The organism is Nonomuraea sp. NPDC005650, from assembly GCF_040605375.1.
GTDB lineage: Bacteria > Actinomycetota > Actinomycetes > Streptosporangiales > Streptosporangiaceae > Nonomuraea.
In genome coordinates this window covers 137,625-152,543 of the sequence record NZ_JBEXCR010000023.1, presented here as the reverse complement: position 1 = coordinate 152,543, position 14,919 = coordinate 137,625, and the positions used below count along the sequence as shown (strand labels likewise).

At 70.8% G+C, this 14,919-nt stretch carries 18 protein-coding genes; 10 read left to right on the top strand and 8 right to left on the bottom strand.

Annotation, left to right across the window (positions count from 1 at the left end):
* Positions 1 to 136: 136 nt before the first annotated feature.
* Together ABZS69_RS36050 and ABZS69_RS36045 are read left to right on the top strand one after the other, a co-directional pair.
* Positions 137 to 1,495, top strand: a complete 1,359-nt coding sequence (locus ABZS69_RS36050; RefSeq protein ID WP_355379899.1) for a glutamine synthetase family protein — start codon at positions 137 to 139, stop codon at positions 1,493 to 1,495.
* 12 nt (positions 1,496 to 1,507) lie between these two features.
* The gene (locus ABZS69_RS36045) at positions 1,508 to 2,770 is read left to right on the top strand and encodes a cytochrome P450 (protein ID WP_355379897.1); all 1,263 of its coding nucleotides are present in this window, start codon (positions 1,508 to 1,510) and stop codon (positions 2,768 to 2,770) included.
* Positions 2,771 to 2,802: 32 nt separating this feature from the next.
* Here the strand turns inward: ABZS69_RS36045 and ABZS69_RS36040 are convergent, their stop codons facing one another.
* The 3 genes from ABZS69_RS36040 to ABZS69_RS36030 are packed head-to-tail and all read right to left on the bottom strand — an operon-like array spanning position 2,803 to position 4,968.
* A complete protein-coding gene (locus ABZS69_RS36040; protein WP_355379895.1) occupies positions 2,803 to 4,035 on the bottom strand; it encodes an MFS transporter in 1,233 nt (410 codons plus the stop codon).
* Entirely contained in the window at positions 4,032 to 4,607 is a 576-nt protein-coding gene (locus ABZS69_RS36035; RefSeq protein ID WP_355379893.1) for a helix-turn-helix domain-containing protein, read from the bottom strand. The genes ABZS69_RS36040 and ABZS69_RS36035 overlap by 4 nt, the downstream gene beginning before the upstream one ends.
* Positions 4,608 to 4,662: 55 nt before the next feature.
* A complete protein-coding gene (locus ABZS69_RS36030; protein ID WP_355379891.1) occupies positions 4,663 to 4,968 on the bottom strand; it encodes a hypothetical protein in 306 nt (101 codons plus the stop codon).
* Between the two features lie 43 nt (positions 4,969 to 5,011).
* Between ABZS69_RS36030 and ABZS69_RS36025 the strand changes: the two genes are divergently transcribed.
* The 4 genes from ABZS69_RS36025 (at position 5,012) to ABZS69_RS36010 (ending at position 7,862) form a co-directional block, all read left to right on the top strand.
* Complete coding sequence (locus ABZS69_RS36025) at positions 5,012 to 5,236, top strand: hypothetical protein (protein ID WP_355379889.1); 225 nt, start codon at positions 5,012 to 5,014, stop codon at positions 5,234 to 5,236.
* 181 nt (positions 5,237 to 5,417) lie between these two features.
* Positions 5,418 to 6,260 carry an SDR family NAD(P)-dependent oxidoreductase gene (locus ABZS69_RS36020; protein WP_355379887.1) on the top strand — a complete coding sequence of 281 codons (843 nt, stop codon included), beginning with the start codon at positions 5,418 to 5,420 and terminating at the stop codon, positions 6,258 to 6,260.
* Positions 6,261 to 6,304: 44 nt separating this feature from the next.
* Entirely contained in the window at positions 6,305 to 7,201 is an 897-nt protein-coding gene (locus ABZS69_RS36015; RefSeq protein WP_355379885.1) for an RNA polymerase sigma-70 factor, read from the top strand.
* Between the two features lie 46 nt (positions 7,202 to 7,247).
* Positions 7,248 to 7,862, top strand: coding sequence for a hypothetical protein (locus ABZS69_RS36010; RefSeq protein ID WP_355379884.1), 615 nt, complete (start codon positions 7,248 to 7,250; stop codon positions 7,860 to 7,862).
* Positions 7,863 to 7,946: 84 nt separating this feature from the next.
* Here ABZS69_RS36010 and ABZS69_RS36005 read toward each other — a convergent pair whose 3' ends face one another.
* The 3 genes from ABZS69_RS36005 to ABZS69_RS35995 form a co-directional block, all read right to left on the bottom strand.
* The gene (locus ABZS69_RS36005; RefSeq protein WP_355379882.1) at positions 7,947 to 9,083 is read right to left on the bottom strand and encodes an alkaline phosphatase family protein; all 1,137 of its coding nucleotides are present in this window, start codon (positions 9,081 to 9,083) and stop codon (positions 7,947 to 7,949) included.
* Positions 9,084 to 9,090: 7 nt separating this feature from the next.
* Entirely contained in the window at positions 9,091 to 9,870 is a 780-nt protein-coding gene (locus ABZS69_RS36000; protein ID WP_355379880.1) for a GntR family transcriptional regulator, read from the bottom strand.
* 65 nt (positions 9,871 to 9,935) lie between these two features.
* The gene (locus tag ABZS69_RS35995) at positions 9,936 to 10,214 is read right to left on the bottom strand and encodes a hypothetical protein (protein ID WP_355379878.1); all 279 of its coding nucleotides are present in this window, start codon (positions 10,212 to 10,214) and stop codon (positions 9,936 to 9,938) included.
* A gap of 225 nt (positions 10,215 to 10,439) precedes the next feature.
* On the opposite strand from ABZS69_RS35995, the gene ABZS69_RS35990 reads away from it, so the two are divergent.
* On the top strand, positions 10,440 to 11,357 hold the full coding sequence (locus tag ABZS69_RS35990) for an endonuclease/exonuclease/phosphatase family protein (protein ID WP_355379876.1): 918 nt from the start codon (positions 10,440 to 10,442) through the stop codon (positions 11,355 to 11,357).
* Between the two features lie 83 nt (positions 11,358 to 11,440).
* Here ABZS69_RS35990 and ABZS69_RS35985 read toward each other — a convergent pair whose 3' ends face one another.
* Complete coding sequence (locus tag ABZS69_RS35985; RefSeq protein ID WP_355379874.1) at positions 11,441 to 11,857, bottom strand: RidA family protein; 417 nt, start codon at positions 11,855 to 11,857, stop codon at positions 11,441 to 11,443.
* A gap of 22 nt (positions 11,858 to 11,879) precedes the next feature.
* A complete protein-coding gene (locus ABZS69_RS35980) occupies positions 11,880 to 12,473 on the bottom strand; it encodes a TIGR03086 family metal-binding protein (protein WP_355379872.1) in 594 nt (197 codons plus the stop codon).
* Positions 12,474 to 12,543: 70 nt separating this feature from the next.
* Here ABZS69_RS35980 and ABZS69_RS35975 point away from each other — a divergent pair, with 70 nt between their 5' ends.
* The 3 genes from ABZS69_RS35975 (at position 12,544) to ABZS69_RS35965 (ending at position 14,869) form a co-directional block, all read left to right on the top strand.
* Positions 12,544 to 13,032, top strand: a complete 489-nt coding sequence (locus tag ABZS69_RS35975) for a MarR family transcriptional regulator (protein WP_355379870.1) — start codon at positions 12,544 to 12,546, stop codon at positions 13,030 to 13,032.
* A gap of 128 nt (positions 13,033 to 13,160) precedes the next feature.
* Complete coding sequence (locus tag ABZS69_RS35970; protein ID WP_355379868.1) at positions 13,161 to 14,012, top strand: phytanoyl-CoA dioxygenase family protein; 852 nt, start codon at positions 13,161 to 13,163, stop codon at positions 14,010 to 14,012.
* Positions 14,009 to 14,869: a helix-turn-helix domain-containing protein gene (locus ABZS69_RS35965; protein WP_355379866.1), complete on the top strand. Its 861-nt coding sequence runs from the start codon at positions 14,009 to 14,011 to the stop codon at positions 14,867 to 14,869. Before ABZS69_RS35970 ends, ABZS69_RS35965 begins: the two co-directional genes overlap by 4 nt.
* Positions 14,870 to 14,919 lie beyond the last annotated feature (50 nt).

Genomic DNA, 14,919 nt, shown 5'->3' with positions numbered 1-14,919 from the left:
CGCCCGGGACCAGGTCAAGAGCCGTGACCACGCAAAATGATGAGGACAGCCCTCTTGTGGGCTCGCCCGCCGGCACCTATCGTTTGGCTTCAAACGAAGTCACCGTGCCACCTCCATCCCGCCCGAGGAGACGCCGATGAGCGCTCAGGACATCCCCCACCTCCAAGAGCAGCTGGCCCGGCTGGCCGCTCAGGACGTGGACGTGGTCCGCGTGATCTATCCCGACCTCATCGGCGTCGACCGGGCCAGGGACGTTCTCGTGGACCACCTGCCCGCCGCGTGCGAGCACGGGCTGGCCTTCTGCCGCGCCGTCTACCACACCAGCCCCCAGGGCGACGTGGTCCCCGTCGCGGGCGGCCTCGACGCCGGCCTGCCCGACATCGCGGTCCGCCCCGACCTCGACACGATCAGGCCGCTGCCCTGGGAGCCGGGCGTCGCCTGGTGCCTCGGCGAGGTCGTCGACCCCGCGACCGGCGAACCGGTCCCCGAGTCGCCGCGCGACCTGCTGCGCGCGGTGCTCGACCGCTGCGGTGAGCACGGGCTCACCCCCGTGGCCGGCCCCGAGCTGGAGTACTTTCTGTGCGAGCCCGATCCGGCCGCGCCCACCGGCTGGCGGCGCTACGCCGAGGCCCCGGGCAACGTCTACACCGCCGGGCGGCGCGGCGACCCCGACGGCCACCTGCTGCGCACCCTGCGCCATCTGCGTGACCTCGGCCTGAGCGTGAGCATGGGCAACCATGAGTTCAGCAGCGGCCAGTTCGAGATCAACCTCACGCACTCCGCCGCCCTGGACGCCGCCGACCGGACTTTCCTGTTCAAGTCGGCGATCAAGGAGCTGGCCCGTGTCGAGGGGCGGCTGGCGACGTTCATGGCCAAGCCGTTCAACGACGAGGGCGGCTCGGGCTTCCACGTCCATCTGTCCTGTGTGAGCGGCGACGGCGAGCGGAACTGCTTCGACGACCCGTCCGCGCCGTACGGGCTGTCGGCCACCGCCCGGCACGCCATCGCCGGCGTCCTGGCCCACGCCCCCGCCCTGGCGGCGCTGGCCAACCCGACCGTCAACTCCTACAAGCGCTTCGGCCCCGACACGCTCGCCCCCTGGCTGATCGACTGGGGCCTGGACAACCGCAGCGCCATGCTGCGCATCCCGCCGGAGCGCGGCGCCGGGACGCGGTTCGAGGTGCGCCTCGGCGACGCCGGCGCCAACCCGTACCTCCTGCTGGCCGGGATCGTCGCCGCGGCGCTGCTGGGGGTGCGCGCCGGGCAGGAGCCGCCACCCCCGCTGGAGGGGTACGGCTACGACACCGCGCGCGCCGCCGTCCTGCCCATGACGCTGGCCGGCGCGCTGGACGCCTTCGAGGCCGACGGCGAGCTGACCGACCTGCTCGGCAAGGGCTTCACCACGTCCTACCTGGCCTACAAACGCAACGAGATCGAACGCTTCCACCGGCACGTCACCGACTGGGAGTTCACCGAGTACGCCTACCACCTGTAGGAGCGCCACCCCATGATCCCCGAGCCCCTCCCCCTCGACGAGGTCGACCTCGCCGACCCCGGCAACTTCACCGACGGGATCACCCCGTGGCGCATGTTCCACACCCTGCGCCACCAGGATCCCGTCCACTGGCAGCCCGAGCCCGCCCCGAACGCCGGGTTCTGGGCCGTCACCCGCCACGAGGACATCGCCCGCGTCGACCGCGACGCCGAGACGTTCACCTCCACCAAGTTCGTCAACCTGGAGGAAGTCGACGACGACCAGATCAAGCGCCGCGCCTCCATCCTGGAGCTGGACGGCGTGCGCCATCGGGCCCTGCGCGGCCTGCTCCAGCGCCAGTTCGGCGCCTCCGTCATCGGGCAGTACACCGACTTCCTGCGCGGCCTGACCGCCACCACCCTCGACGCGGCGCTCGCCAAGGGCTCCTTCGACTTCGTCTCCGAGGTCTCCGCCGACTTCCCCATCAACGTGCTGGCCCGCCTGCTCGACGTCCCCGACGGCGACACCAAGCAGCTCATCGAGTGGGGCAACCGCATCATCGGCAACACCGACCCCGACTACGCCGACGTGCTGCTGGGCAGCCGGGAGAGCGAGCAGTACCGGCACCTGCCCTTCCGCTCCCCCGCCTCCCTGGAGGTCTTCGCCTACGGCCGGGAGCTCGCCCGGCGGCGGCGCGGCGGCACCGGCACCGATCTGGTCTCCAAGCTCGTCAACGAGACGCCTCGCGACGGCGTGCCCCTGTCGGAGCAGGACTTCGACAACTACTTCCTGCTGCTCGTGGTCGCCGGCAACGAGACCACCCGGCACGCCATCTCGCACGCCATGCTCGCCCTCATCGAGCACCCCGACCAGCTCGACCTGCTGCGCCGCGACCCCGCCCTCATCCCGGGTGCGGTTGAGGAGTTCCTGCGCTGGGCCTCGCCGGTCTACCACTTCCGCCGTACCGCCACGCGTGACGTGGAGCTGGGCGGCAAGCGGATCAGGGAAGGCGACAAGGTCGTCATGTGGTACGCCTCCGGCAACCGCGACGAGAAGGTCTTCGACGAGCCGTACCGCCTCGACGTCACCCGCACGCACAACGACCACGTCACCTTCGGCAAGAGCAGCCCGCACCTGTGCCTGGGCAACCTCCTGGCGCGCACCGAGATCCGCGTCATGTTCGAGGAGCTCATCCCCCGCATCGCCGACATCCGCGTCGCCGGCGAGGTGCCCCGGGTGCGCTCCAACTTCGTCAACGGCATCAAGAAACTGCCCGTCGAAGTCACGCTCGCCTGAGCCCGCGCCCGGGCGATCCCGGCGCTCGGAGGTCAGGCCGGCTTGCCGGGCCCGGGGAGCGGCGGCGCGTGCCGGACGGCCGGGCTGACAGTGGCGATGATCGCGGCGACGAGGGTCACCGCGGTGAGCACCACGATGGAGCCGGTCGGCCCGAGGGCGGCCAGCAGGTAGCCGGCGCCGATGGAGGCGAGGGACGTGACTCCCCAGGACATCGTCATGGCCGCGCTGGTGACCCGTCCCATGAGCTCGTTGGGAACCAGGACGGTCGCGTACGTGGTGATCACGACGTTCCACAGCGGTCCGACGAACGCGCAGGCGGCACCGACGGCCCCGAGCAGCAGCGGGCTGGGCGCGACCGCGAACAGGGGCAGGAGCGCGGCCCAGATCCAGTTGACTCCGATGATGACGGCTCTGGGGGTGAAGTGCCGATGGAGCCTGCTCGCCGCGAGTGCACCGATCAGCCCGCCACCGCTGTAGACGCCGAACATCACGCCGATGGTGGCGGAGGAGGCGCCCTGACGCTGCGCGAGGACGACGAGGACCAGCGTGAGGGCGTGGAAGACCAGGTTGCTGACGGCGATCAGCAAGATCGCGGCGCGGATGAGGGGGTGGCGCCAGATCCACCGCAGGCCCGCGACGGCCGCCTGCCGCAGCGGTTCCGGTTCCGGCTTCGCGGGGCTACGCAGGTCGCTTCGGATGAACAGCAGCCCGATCGAGGCGATCGCGTAGGAGAGCACGTCGGCCAGGAACGGCGCGGCGCGGTCGATGCCGAAGAGCAGGCCGCCCAGGGGCGGCCCGGCCAGCGCCGCGCCACGGCTCCTGGCCTCGTTCTGGGCGACCGCTGTGGGCAGGAGCGCGGCCGGGACGATCATGGGGAGGGCGGCGCGCTCAGCCAGCCCGAAGAAGACGAAGCACAGCCCCCGTACGAAGGCGACGACCGCGAGTTGCGCGACGGTGAGCACGCCCAGCCATACGGCGATCGGGACCGTGCAGAGCGCCAGGCCCGCGACGAGCTCGCTGACCAGCAGGATCTTACGGCGGTCCCACCGGTCCACCAGCGGCCCGGCCGGCAGGTGGGCGATGAGGAAGGGCAACGTGCCGGCCGTTCCGACGATCCCGGCGGCGGAGGGCGATCCGGTGGTCACGAGCACGAGCAGCGGCATCGCCGTCCCGCTGATCTGGCCCCCGAGGGTCGAGACGACCTGACCGCCCCATAAGGCGGCGAATTCGCGGTTGCGCCACAGCGACTCTCCGCGTGCGGTCACGACGCGTCTCTGCTGTCCGGGGTGGGGAACGCGTGGAACACCACGGAGATGTGCCGGCTGCCGGGAGAGGCCTGACCGGGTGCCCGCTGCCAGCGTTTGAGGAAGGCCAGGTAGTCCTCGCCGAACTCGGCCAGTTCCTCAGCGCTGAGCACGGTGGCGCCGAAGGAATGCATCGCCGCGGCGGCGAACTCGCCGAACGCCTGCCTGTCGGACAGGTAGGCGGTGAGATCGCGATCCGCACGTTCCATCCACTGCCGGCCGATCTCATCGGCCGCGGCGGCGACCTCCGGATCGGCCGGACGCCGCGGCAGCCGTACGTCCTGCGGGATGGGCCGCCAGTACCTGCGACGCCCTGACGAACGGCCCGTGTCCTCTTCGATGAACCCGAACCGGGCCAGTTGCCGGAGGTGGTAACTGGTCGCGCCGCGATCCGCGCCGAACTCGGAGGCCAGGTCGGCGGACGTCGCCGAGCCGTGGCGGTGAAGCCAGGTCAGCAGCTGTTGTCGCAGCGGGTGGGCAAGGGCCTTGAGAGCATCGATGTCGGACAGCACGCGCGGTTGCGATTCGGGCATGATGAGAAGATATCTATGCAAAGATATCTTCTCAATGCCCGTTCAGGTACGAAGGTCAGCAGGTGTCGGCCCCGTCGAAGGTTCGGACGCCCCGGGCGACCTTGGAGGAGATGGTTTCGCCTGCCTGGACGGTGTAGCACTCGCCGTCGGTGCCGCGCGCCCACACGATGTTCAGCCGGAGGGTGCGGCCGCAGTCGTTGCGCGCGTATCCGGTCTTGGTGATCCTGCCCGTGGTCTGCCAGACGGTTACGCACGTGGGCGCGTTGCCCATAGGAACCGCGGCCTGGGCGGGGAGGGTTGAGGCGAGAACGCAGCACATGAGGGCGACGGAGGCGAGAGCTGCCCTGGAGGATTGGCGCACGGGATTCCTTCCTGCGGTGAACACTCCATAGCGATTAGTAATCATGTCGCTACGAAAAGTCAACCTGGTGCGCCGATCGTCCAGCGCGCACCCGGGCGCCACCGGCACTGCGACGTGGCCGGCGCAACCCGGCCTGGTCCAGGTACGACTCGACGGTGGCGAGGTCGGCGGCGACCAGGGCGACGTATCCGCCCGGCCGGATCAGGACCCGGTCGCCGGGAGACAGGGCGTACGCGTCGCGCAGGTGGCCGGCCTGCCCCAGAGGTAGTCGATCACCAGGTCCGCCTCGGCCGACTCCGCGTTGTCCCTGCTGGACGCCGTCGAGGCGCGGATCACGCGCCGGCGTCCCGGTTAGAGACACAGGTCACATTCGGTGGGTGTTATGTCCGTGCCCGGTCGTGTGTCTTGAGGGGTGTAACAGCAGACGGCAGAAGGAGCGGGAAGACATCATGAGCAAGGTCTGGTTCGTCACCGGTTCGTCGCGCGGCCTCGGCCGCCACTTCGTCGAGGCCGCCCTGTCCCGCGGCGACCAGGTGGCAGCGGCCGCGCGCGACACCGCAAGCCTTGACGAGCTGGTCACCGCCTACGGCGACGCGGTGCTCCCGCTGGAGCTCGACGTCACCGACAAGGCCGCCGTCTTCGCGAGCGTCAGGCGGGCCAGGGAACACTTCGGCCGCCTCGACGTCATCGTGAACAACGCCGGCTACGCCCAGATCGGCGCCGTCGAGGAGCTGACCGAGCAGGACCTGCGCGACCAGCTGGAGACCAACCTGTTCGGGGCGGTGTGGGTCGTCCAGGCCGCGCTACCACACCTGCGCGAGCAGCGTTCGGGCCACATCATCCAGCTGTCCTCGGCGGCCGGCGTCATCGCCATGCCGCTCGGCGGCGCCTACCACGCCTCCAAGTGGGCCCTCGAAGGCCTGAACGAAGCCCTGGCCGGGGAGGTCGCCGACTTCGGCGTCAAGGTCACCATCATCGAGCCCGGCGGCTTCGCCACCCGCGCCGGCAAGAACCCCGACCCGCTCGCCAACGGCCACATGGCCCGGCCCGACCCGGCCTACGACGCTCTCCGCCGGCGGCTCGGCGCGGTCGCCGGGAACCAGCCCGCCGGTGACCCGGCCGCCGCCGCCCAGGCGCTGCTCGCGCTCGCCGACACCGACGACCCGCCCCTGCGCGTACTCTTCGGCCAGGGCTTCTACCCGATGATCCAGCAGGCGTACGCCGATCGGCTCAAGACCTGGGCCGACTGGCAGGACCTGTCGGCGCAGGCCCACGGCAAGCTCGACCGGTGACTCCCCATCCGGCCTTTCGAGCCCCGGCGACCAGGAACCATGACATGAGCGACCACCCGACCGACCCGGCGACCGAGACGTTCCTCGCCCACCGCAACCTGCTCTTCACCATCGCGTACGAGATGCTCGGATCGGCGGCCGACGCCGAAGACGTCCTGCAGGAGAGCTGGCTGCGATGGGTCAAGGCCGACCTGGCCCAGGTGCAGGACCAGCGCGCCTACCTGATCCGGATCACCACCCGGCAGTCGCTCAACCGCCTGCGCAGCATGAAGCTCCGCAGGGAGGCGTACGTCGGCTCCTGGCTGCCCGAGCCCCTGCTCACCGCCCCGGACGTGGCCGAGGACGTCGAGCTCGCCGAGAGCGTGTCGATGGCGCTCATGCTCGTCCTGGAGACGCTGTCGCCGACCGAGCGCGCCGTCTTCGTGCTGCGCGAGGTCTTCGACGTCGGCTACGACGAGATCGCGGCCGCCGTGGGCAAGAGCGCCGCGGCGGTCCGCCAGATCGCCTACCGCGCCCGCCGGCACGTCGAGGCCCGCCGCCCTCGCGAGGCGGTCTCCTCCGGAGAGACCCGGGCGGCTCTGGAGTCGTTCCGGCGCGCGCTCGAAGGCGGGGACCTGCAGGGCCTGCTCGACGTGCTCGCCCCCGAGGTCGTCCTGGTGAGCGACGGCGGCGGCGTCAAGCAGGCCGCGCCGCGACCGATCATCAGCGCCGGCAAGGTGGCCCGCTTCATCGTCGGCGGCATCGGCAAGGCCGGAGTCGTGCTCACCGGCGACCCCACCGTGGTCAACGGCAGCCCGGCGCTCGTCCTGCGCGTGGACGGCGAGATCGACGGGGTCGTCGCGATCCAGGTCGAGGACGCCCGCATCACCGGCCTCTACTACGTCCGCAACCCGCAGAAACTGACCCGCATCGGATCCGAGACTTCGCTCACCCTGCGATGAACACCGGCCGCCTACGAGCGGCCCGAGTCGTGAGTAGGGTGCTGCGGTGAGCACCTCCCGAGCCTCCTGGCGTAACACCACCCATGACTGGGCGACCGACGTCGACCTCGGCCACCTCGGCCGCGTCCGGGAGAATCCCGCCGAGTTCGCCCCCGGCGGCGTCCGGCACCTGATCCTCGAAGTCCTCGCCTACCCGGCCGACGAGGCGGCGAGCACGGGCGCCGGACGTTGCGCCGTCACCCTCCACCCCGACGGCTCGGTGTCCGTGGCCGACGAGGGGCGGGGCACCGACACCCGGTTCGACGAGCGGGGGCGGCCGGTGAAGAAGCCCGTCATGGCCTCCAAGGACCTGCGCTTCTTCGACGACCCCGGCGCGCAGGTGCTGCCCGACGGGCATCCGCGCCGGGGCATGTCCGTCGTCGCCGCGCTCAGCGAATGGCTCGTCCACACCAACCGCCGCCTGAACGGGTCCTGGACCCAGCGGTACGAGCACGGCGTCCCCGTCACGGACCTGGAGCCCGTCGGCGGCGACGGCACGACGGGGACGACCGTGCGCTTCCTGCCCGGCGCGCACCTGCCCCCGCTCGCCGACGACCCGCGCCGCCTCGCGGACGGCTGGCCCGGGCTGGCCGTGATCGTCGACGACCGGCGCGGTGGCTGACTGATTACGGCTTGGGCACCTCGGTCGGGCTGGTGCGGCTGTCCTGGCCGTGACCGGCGGCGATGCCGCGGCGGGAGGGGAAGCTCATGACGCCAGCCAGCCGTTGAGCAGCGGCGTCAGGAGATCCTTGTTGTGCCGGGGCGTGGCGAGGTAGGGAAGCGACTCGTTGTTGCAGGCGAACAGCGGGACCCGTACCTCGTGGAGGCCGCCGTGGGACCGGTAGCCGGCGGGAAGGGCCTCGTGGTCGTTTCCGGGGTCCAGGTCGCCGAAGACGGTGTGTTCGTCGCCGAGGACGACCAGGTCGCCGATGCGGTCGGGGTGCAGGCGGAACGTCCTGGCGGCATCGCCGCGGGTGAGGACGCGTTCGACGCCGGGCAGGGCGCCGAGCAGGTCGGTGACGCGTCCCTCGTCGCGGGGGTCGTCGAGCCAGACCCAGGCGGTGCCGCCGAAGGTTCGGTGGTGGCGGACGTATTTGTCCTTCTCGGCGGACAGAGCGCGCCGGATGGGCGCGTCGCGCTTGGCGAGCGTCTGGCCGAGGTCGTAGACCAGGCTCTTGGCGTTCATGCCGTGGTCGGCGGTGGCGAAGAACGCCGCGTCGGGCGCTGCGTGCACGGCTTCGCCGATGAGCGCGTCGAGCTCGGCGAGATGGTCGTTCGACGGCGGTGTTCCCGGGGCCCAGGCGTGCATGGGGTAGTCGGTGGTGTGGACGTAGAGGAGGTCGAGGTCGGGCCGGGTGCGGAGCAGGTCGGCGGCGACGGTCCAGAGCCAGTGGTTGATGCCGGCGGAGTAGATGCCGGGCGGTGGGCCGTACCGGTCGACGAAGGCGGCCGGAGGCTCTTCCGCGGCGACCGCGAGCGTGGTCCCGGTGCCGAGGAGGCTGATCGTCTTCCGCTTGGCGGTCAGGAGGGCCGCCTTGCCGCCGGCGTCGGCGACCTGGGTCAGGAGGGTGGGGCGGAGGAGGAGTTCGGCGTTCTCCATGTAGTCCTCCTCGCCGGTCGCGGGGTCGTAGTAGTAGTTGCCGGTGATGCCGTGCTCGGAGGGCCAGGCGGCGCAGCTGATGCCGGCGTTGTTGGCGTTCGTGACGGTGGGCGCGACCGCGTCGACGAGCGTCGAGGTACCGGTGTCGCCGAGCCGGTTGAGCTCCGGCATCGCGTCCGGGGTCGCGTAGCCGGGGTCCAGGCCGTCGATCATGGCGACGATCACGCGCTGGCGGGTCGGCATCGGGTGATCACCTCTTCCGGCTCGGCTGGATGACGTATTCGGCGCGGTCGGCGCGGGTGTGGTGGTGCAGGAACATCACGGGGTCGCCGTCCTGGTCGGTGTTGAGCCCCTTGATGACGAGGACGGGCGTTCCGGGGGCGACGTCGAGCCAGCGGGCGTCTTCGTCGCCGGCGGGCGCGGCCGAGAATCCGCGTTCCGCGCGTACGACGGGGGTCCCGTGGTCGGCGAGGAGCGCGGGGAGGCTGCCGGTCGCGTCCCAGCCGCCTGCCGGCACGAGGTCGGCGGGCATGACCGCGGTGGAGAGAGACCAGGGGATTCCCTCGAGAAGTCTGCGGAACCGGAACCGGGTCAGTGGCCCCCGCCAGCCGTCGGGTATGCGGCTTCGGGTGTCCTCGTCGAGATCGTCGCGCGTGAGGGTCTCGGCCGAGACCAGCTCGTGAGTGACGGTCAGCCCGCGCGCGGCCATGCTTTCGGCCAGCCCGGCGTGTCCGTCGTCGACGCGGTGCCGGACGGAGGGTTCGCGGACGAAGCTGCCGACACCGTGCTCGGTGCGGATGGCGTTCGTCTGCGCGAGTTCGGACAGGGCGCGTCGCACCGTGAGCCGGTTGACGCCGTAGGTCTGGGCGAGCTCGTTCTCCGAGGGGAGTCTGGCTCCTGGCGGGAACTCCCCTCGGTCGATGCGGTCGCGCAGGTCGCGGGTGAGTTCGCTGTAGAGCGCCGAGCCCGGGCGGCGGACTGGCGGTGTCCGGGGACGCGTCGGGGCGGGTTGTGCCGGACGCTCGTTCACTCCAGCTCCTCATGTAGATGTATAGATATGTATAACATGCTTGGCGCGCTGGCCGTTCCAGGGGGTCAGCAGTCGCACGGATCCTGGTACGTCGCCGCCATGAGTTCGAGACGCTCCGCGTACGCGGGACGGCCGAGATCCCGGTACGCCCGCGCCCACAGCAGCTTGGCGTGCGCGAAGAAGCAGCTCGGACCGTTGACGAAGCTGTCCTTGAGCCCGAGCAGCGCGGTGGCCGGGTAGCCGGCGTCGAACGATCGCTCGGCGTCGTCCAACGCCCGGCGCCCCTGGTGGGCGTCCGCGACGGACGGCTTCCAGCCGGCGTACGCGGCGGCCGGGGCGAGCACCCCGATGTCGTCCTCGCCGCTCTCGTGCCGTAGAAGTCCCAGGCGTGCTGCCAGGCATGTCCACCAGCGTGCGGAGCGCGGGCGGGGTGGCGAACGGGATCAGGTCGTCAACCCATCAAGACTTGCGCCACCAGAACGTACTGAGATGGACATGCCGCTGCCGTCAAGCGGACACCTCGCCAGATCAGGATCGTGCGCGCATCGAAGATCTTCGAAGGGACCGACATGCTCGCACGAGGTCGCGCCTCCGTAACCTCTCGCCTGTTCCGGAAGTCATGGTTCGTACTTCTCACCGCCGTCGTCAGCGCGCTCACCATCACGCTGACGATGCTGACGACCGCCGGCCCCGCGTCGGCGAGTGACACCCGCGTACGCGTCATGACCTACAACATCCGGTACGCCTCCGACACCCCGCCCAACGCCTGGCCGGACCGGCTTCCGGTGATGAAGCGGCTCCTGCGCGATCACCGTCCCGACCTGCTCGGCGTCCAGGAGGCGTTGTGGCGCCAGATGCGGGACATCGAGAACGCGTTCCCCGAGTACGGCTGGATCGGAATGGGGCGGCAGGGCGGCACCCGCGACGAGTTCTCGGCGATCTTCTACCGCAAGGACCGTTTCGAGGTGCTCGACTTCGACCACTTCTGGCTGTCCGACACCCCGAACGTCATCGGGTCGGCCACCTGGGGTAACACGATCACGAGGATGGTGACGTGGGCGAGGTTCCGCGATCGGCGTACCGGCGCGGACTTCTACCACGTGAACACCCACTTCGACCACCAGTCGGAGAACGCCCGGGTGAAGAGTGCCGAACTGGCTCTCCAGCGGGTGCGCGGCTTCGAGGCCGGCCGTCCGGTCGTCTTCACCGGAGACTTCAACACGGCCGCGGAGAAGTCGCAGTCCTACGCGATCCTCACCGGCGAGAACGCCCTGACCGACACCTGGGCGACGGCGCGCCGCCGCGGTCCCGCGTACAACACCTTCGGCGGCTGGAAGCCCCCCGTCGCGAACGGCGACCGGATCGACTGGATCCTGGCACGCGGCGACGTCGAGACGCTCTGGAGCGAGATCGACCCGTTCGAGCAGAACGGCCAGTACCCGTCCGACCACTACCCCGTGATCGCTCACCTGAAGATCGGCGGATGAGCGTAGAGACACCGCGAATCCGCACTGCCTGACGTCGTCCCCCAGCCCCTCGACGGGCTGGGGGACGACGTCTCGGCAGGGAATCAGCCGTCCGCCGCAGCGAGCACGGCGACGGCTTCGACCTCGACGAGCTGGTCCTTGTAGCCGAGCACGGTCACGCCGAGCAGGGTGCTGGGCACGTCGTGCTCGCCCATGTACTCCCGGTACACATTCCACACCGCGCCCAGGTCGCTCTGCCGGGAGGAGGCCACGTAGACGGTGGTCTTGACGACGTCGGTCAGCGACGCGCCCGCCCCTTCCAGCGCGGTCACGAGGTTGCGCATCACCTGGTGCGCCTGACCCGCATAGTCGCCGACCGCGACGGTCTCGCCTTTGAGATCAAGGGGACACGCGCCGGCCACCCAGATGGACCGCACCGGCGCGTCGGCGACCGCGGCGTAGGCGTAGTCCACCTGCTGCGTGAGCTGGTGATTGCGGATCAGTCTGACGCTGCTGCTCATGTCGTACTCCATTTCGAGGATTTCACGCGGGCCAGTTCGGCGAGCGGCCCAGGATCGCCACGATCTCATCCAGGCGCGACCCGTCCGGCCACGGGAGCGCCGGCGCGAAGGCCGCACCGGGCGCCAGGCGCCCCGCACCGCCGGGTACGGCCTTCGCCACGGCGAGGGCCACGTCCAGCAGGTCCGCCGGGAACTCGACGTCGGCACCCAGCGCCTTGGCGAGATCCCAGGAATGCACCACGTAGTCGATGAAGTGAAAGCTGATCGCCTGCGCCCCGGGGAAGGCGCTTCCGCTCGAGAACTCGGGCAGCGGGAACGTCCGCTCCAGCACGCCGTCGGCGGCGAAGGCTTCCAGGACGTGTTCGGCCGAGGCCCGGTAGCTCGCCACGGGATCGTCGCCGAGGGAACGCGACTTCCACCGGGCGAGATCGCCGTCTCCCCTGGAGGCCGCGGCGAAGCCGTAGTGCTGCGTGGCCATGTGCGCGAGCAGGCCGTACACGGTCCATCCGAGGCAGGGCGTCGGACGGGACAGGTCCGCTTGCCGGACGAGCGCCGCCAGGTCGACGCTGGCGCGAACGGCCTGCGCGTCGAGCGCGACAAGATCGGCTTTTGTCATCGGTTCATTCATACGCATTCGCACATGATGTGCAGTCGCTTATTATCTGTCAACCGGTTATCTTGGACCCGTGACGGGCCGCCGCGACCTCGCCGAGATGATGCACCCCCTCCTGCAGTCGCTCATCGCGGCGGAGCTGCCGGTGCTGGCGGCGCACGGGGTCTCCATGTGGGGCTACACCGTGCTCGGCGCCCTGGACGACGGTTCCGTACGCACCCAGGCCGCGCTGGCCGAAGCGATCGGCGCCGACAAGACGCGCATCATCGGCACCCTCGACAAACTGCAGACGGCCGGGCTGATCACCCGCGAGCCGGACCCGCGCGACCGCCGCGCGAGGATCCTCGCGATCACCGACGAGGGCCGCGAGGTGCGCCGATCGGTGCGGGCCGAGATCCAGGCCAACGAGGAGCGCCTGCTCGCGCGCCTGCCCGCAGCCGACCGCCAGGGCTTCCTCCGCGCCCTGCACGCGCTCTACGAGCTGCCTCGCGAACAGATCACCGAGCGGTCGCCGCTTGACCGGCGACCCGCTCAGCGATCGAACGCGGCCCACGACCGCTGACCACCCCGGACCGACGCGTCAGGCGGAAGACGACGCGCGCCACCGGATACGGCGGGTGACAGAATTCGCCATCCGGATGCGTGATCGGGCCATGGCCGGGACCGCGCGGCGATGGCCATGATGGGGCGATGACGAACCCTGACCCGAAGATCTCGTACGAGCGCGACGGCTACCTCGTCCTCGACCACGCCCTCAACTCCGGCGAGGTCGGCAAGCTGCTCGAAGAGGCCGTCCGCATCTGCCGGGGCGAGCTCGGCGACATCCGCGGCGCGATCCCCGCCGGGGACGCCGACACCGACGACGACGTGCTGCGCAGGTTCCTGTGCGTCCACTATCCGCACAAGCTCTCCGGCCTGATGCTCGCCACGATGCGCCATCCGGCGATAGTCTCGGCGCTCACTTCGCTGATCGGCCCGAACGTCAAGGCGATGCAGTCGATGTTGTTCATCAAGTCCGAGGGCGAGCCGGGGCAGGCGTGGCATCAGGATGAGCTGTTCATCCCGACCCGCGACCGTTCGCTGACGGCGGCCTGGCTCGCGCTCGACGACGCCACCGTGGAGAACGGGTGCCTCTGGGTGCTGCCCGGCTCCCACCGGCGCGGCGTGCTCTACCCCAACCGCGAGCACGACGACCCCCGCTACGACTGCACGGTGGAGTCGTACGGCTTCCCGCACGACGACTCCGACGCGGTGCCCGTCGAGGTCGCGGCCGGCAGCGTGGTGGTGTTCAACGGTTACCTGTTGCACAAGTCGCTGCCCAACACCGGCCGGCGCGGCTACCGCCGGGCTCTGGTCAACCACTACATGAGCGCCGAATCCCTGCTGCCCTGGGCCGTTCCGGCAGAGGGGACGGGGATGGCGCAGGCGGACTTCCGGGACGTCGTCCTCGTCGCCGGCGCCGACCCGTACGCGTACAAAGGGGTCGAGGACGTGCGCCGGCCGCGGATCCGCCCGAATCGCGACGGCGGCTGTGACAGATGACGATCTCCGTCGATCTGGTGGCGCGGCTCGGGCCGAGCGTCGCGGACTATCCGCCCGGCTCGACCTTCGGCCCGCGGGAGGCCAGGTCGTACCAGTTCGTCTGGCTTCTCGGCGGCAGCGCCACCTGGCTGTGGGACGACCTCGCGCTGTCGCTGGCTCCGGGCCGGCTGCTGCTCATCCGGCCGGGCATGCGTGACGCGTTCCGCTGGGATCCGCGCCTCCCGACCCGGCACGCGTACGTGCATTTCACGCTCGCCGGCCAGCCGCCCGCCGACTGGCCGCTGGTGCGGGACCTGACCGGCCGGCACGACCCGATGGGCGCCCTGTGCCAGTATCTGCTCTGGCTGGGAGCCGAGTGCCCGCCGGGGTGGCGGGTCCTGGCCTGCGAGACACTGCGCCTGCTGGTGCTGACGTTCCTGGCCGATCCCGCGCCCGCGCAGCGCACGCCGACGGCCCTGCCGGCACCGGTGATCGCGATGACGCGCGCGGTGCGCGAGCACTGGTCCGACGGGGTGGCCAGGCCGGTCCCGATGCGGGAGCTCGCCTTGGCCGCCCAGGTCTCGCCGAGCACGCTGTCCCGTACGTTCCGCCGCATCTTCGGGGTCGGGCCGGTCGCCGCCGTCGAGCTGCTCCGGCTGACCCGGGCCGAACCGCTGCTGTGGCAGAGCAACCTGTCGATGCGGGCGATCGCCGCGCAGTGCGGCTTCGCGGACGCGTACCACTTCTCCCGCCGGTTCCGCGCGGTGTACGGGGTGGCGCCGACCGCGTTCCGCCGCACCGCGCCGGAGTCCGCGCCGCCGTCACCGGCCGAGTCCCGCGGCCTCACGGTCCTGCAACCGCTCGTCCAAGCTCCCTGACGCCGCGCTCCGGTGGCGGGGGCCTGCCTGAGGGCTGCTATGGTGTGACA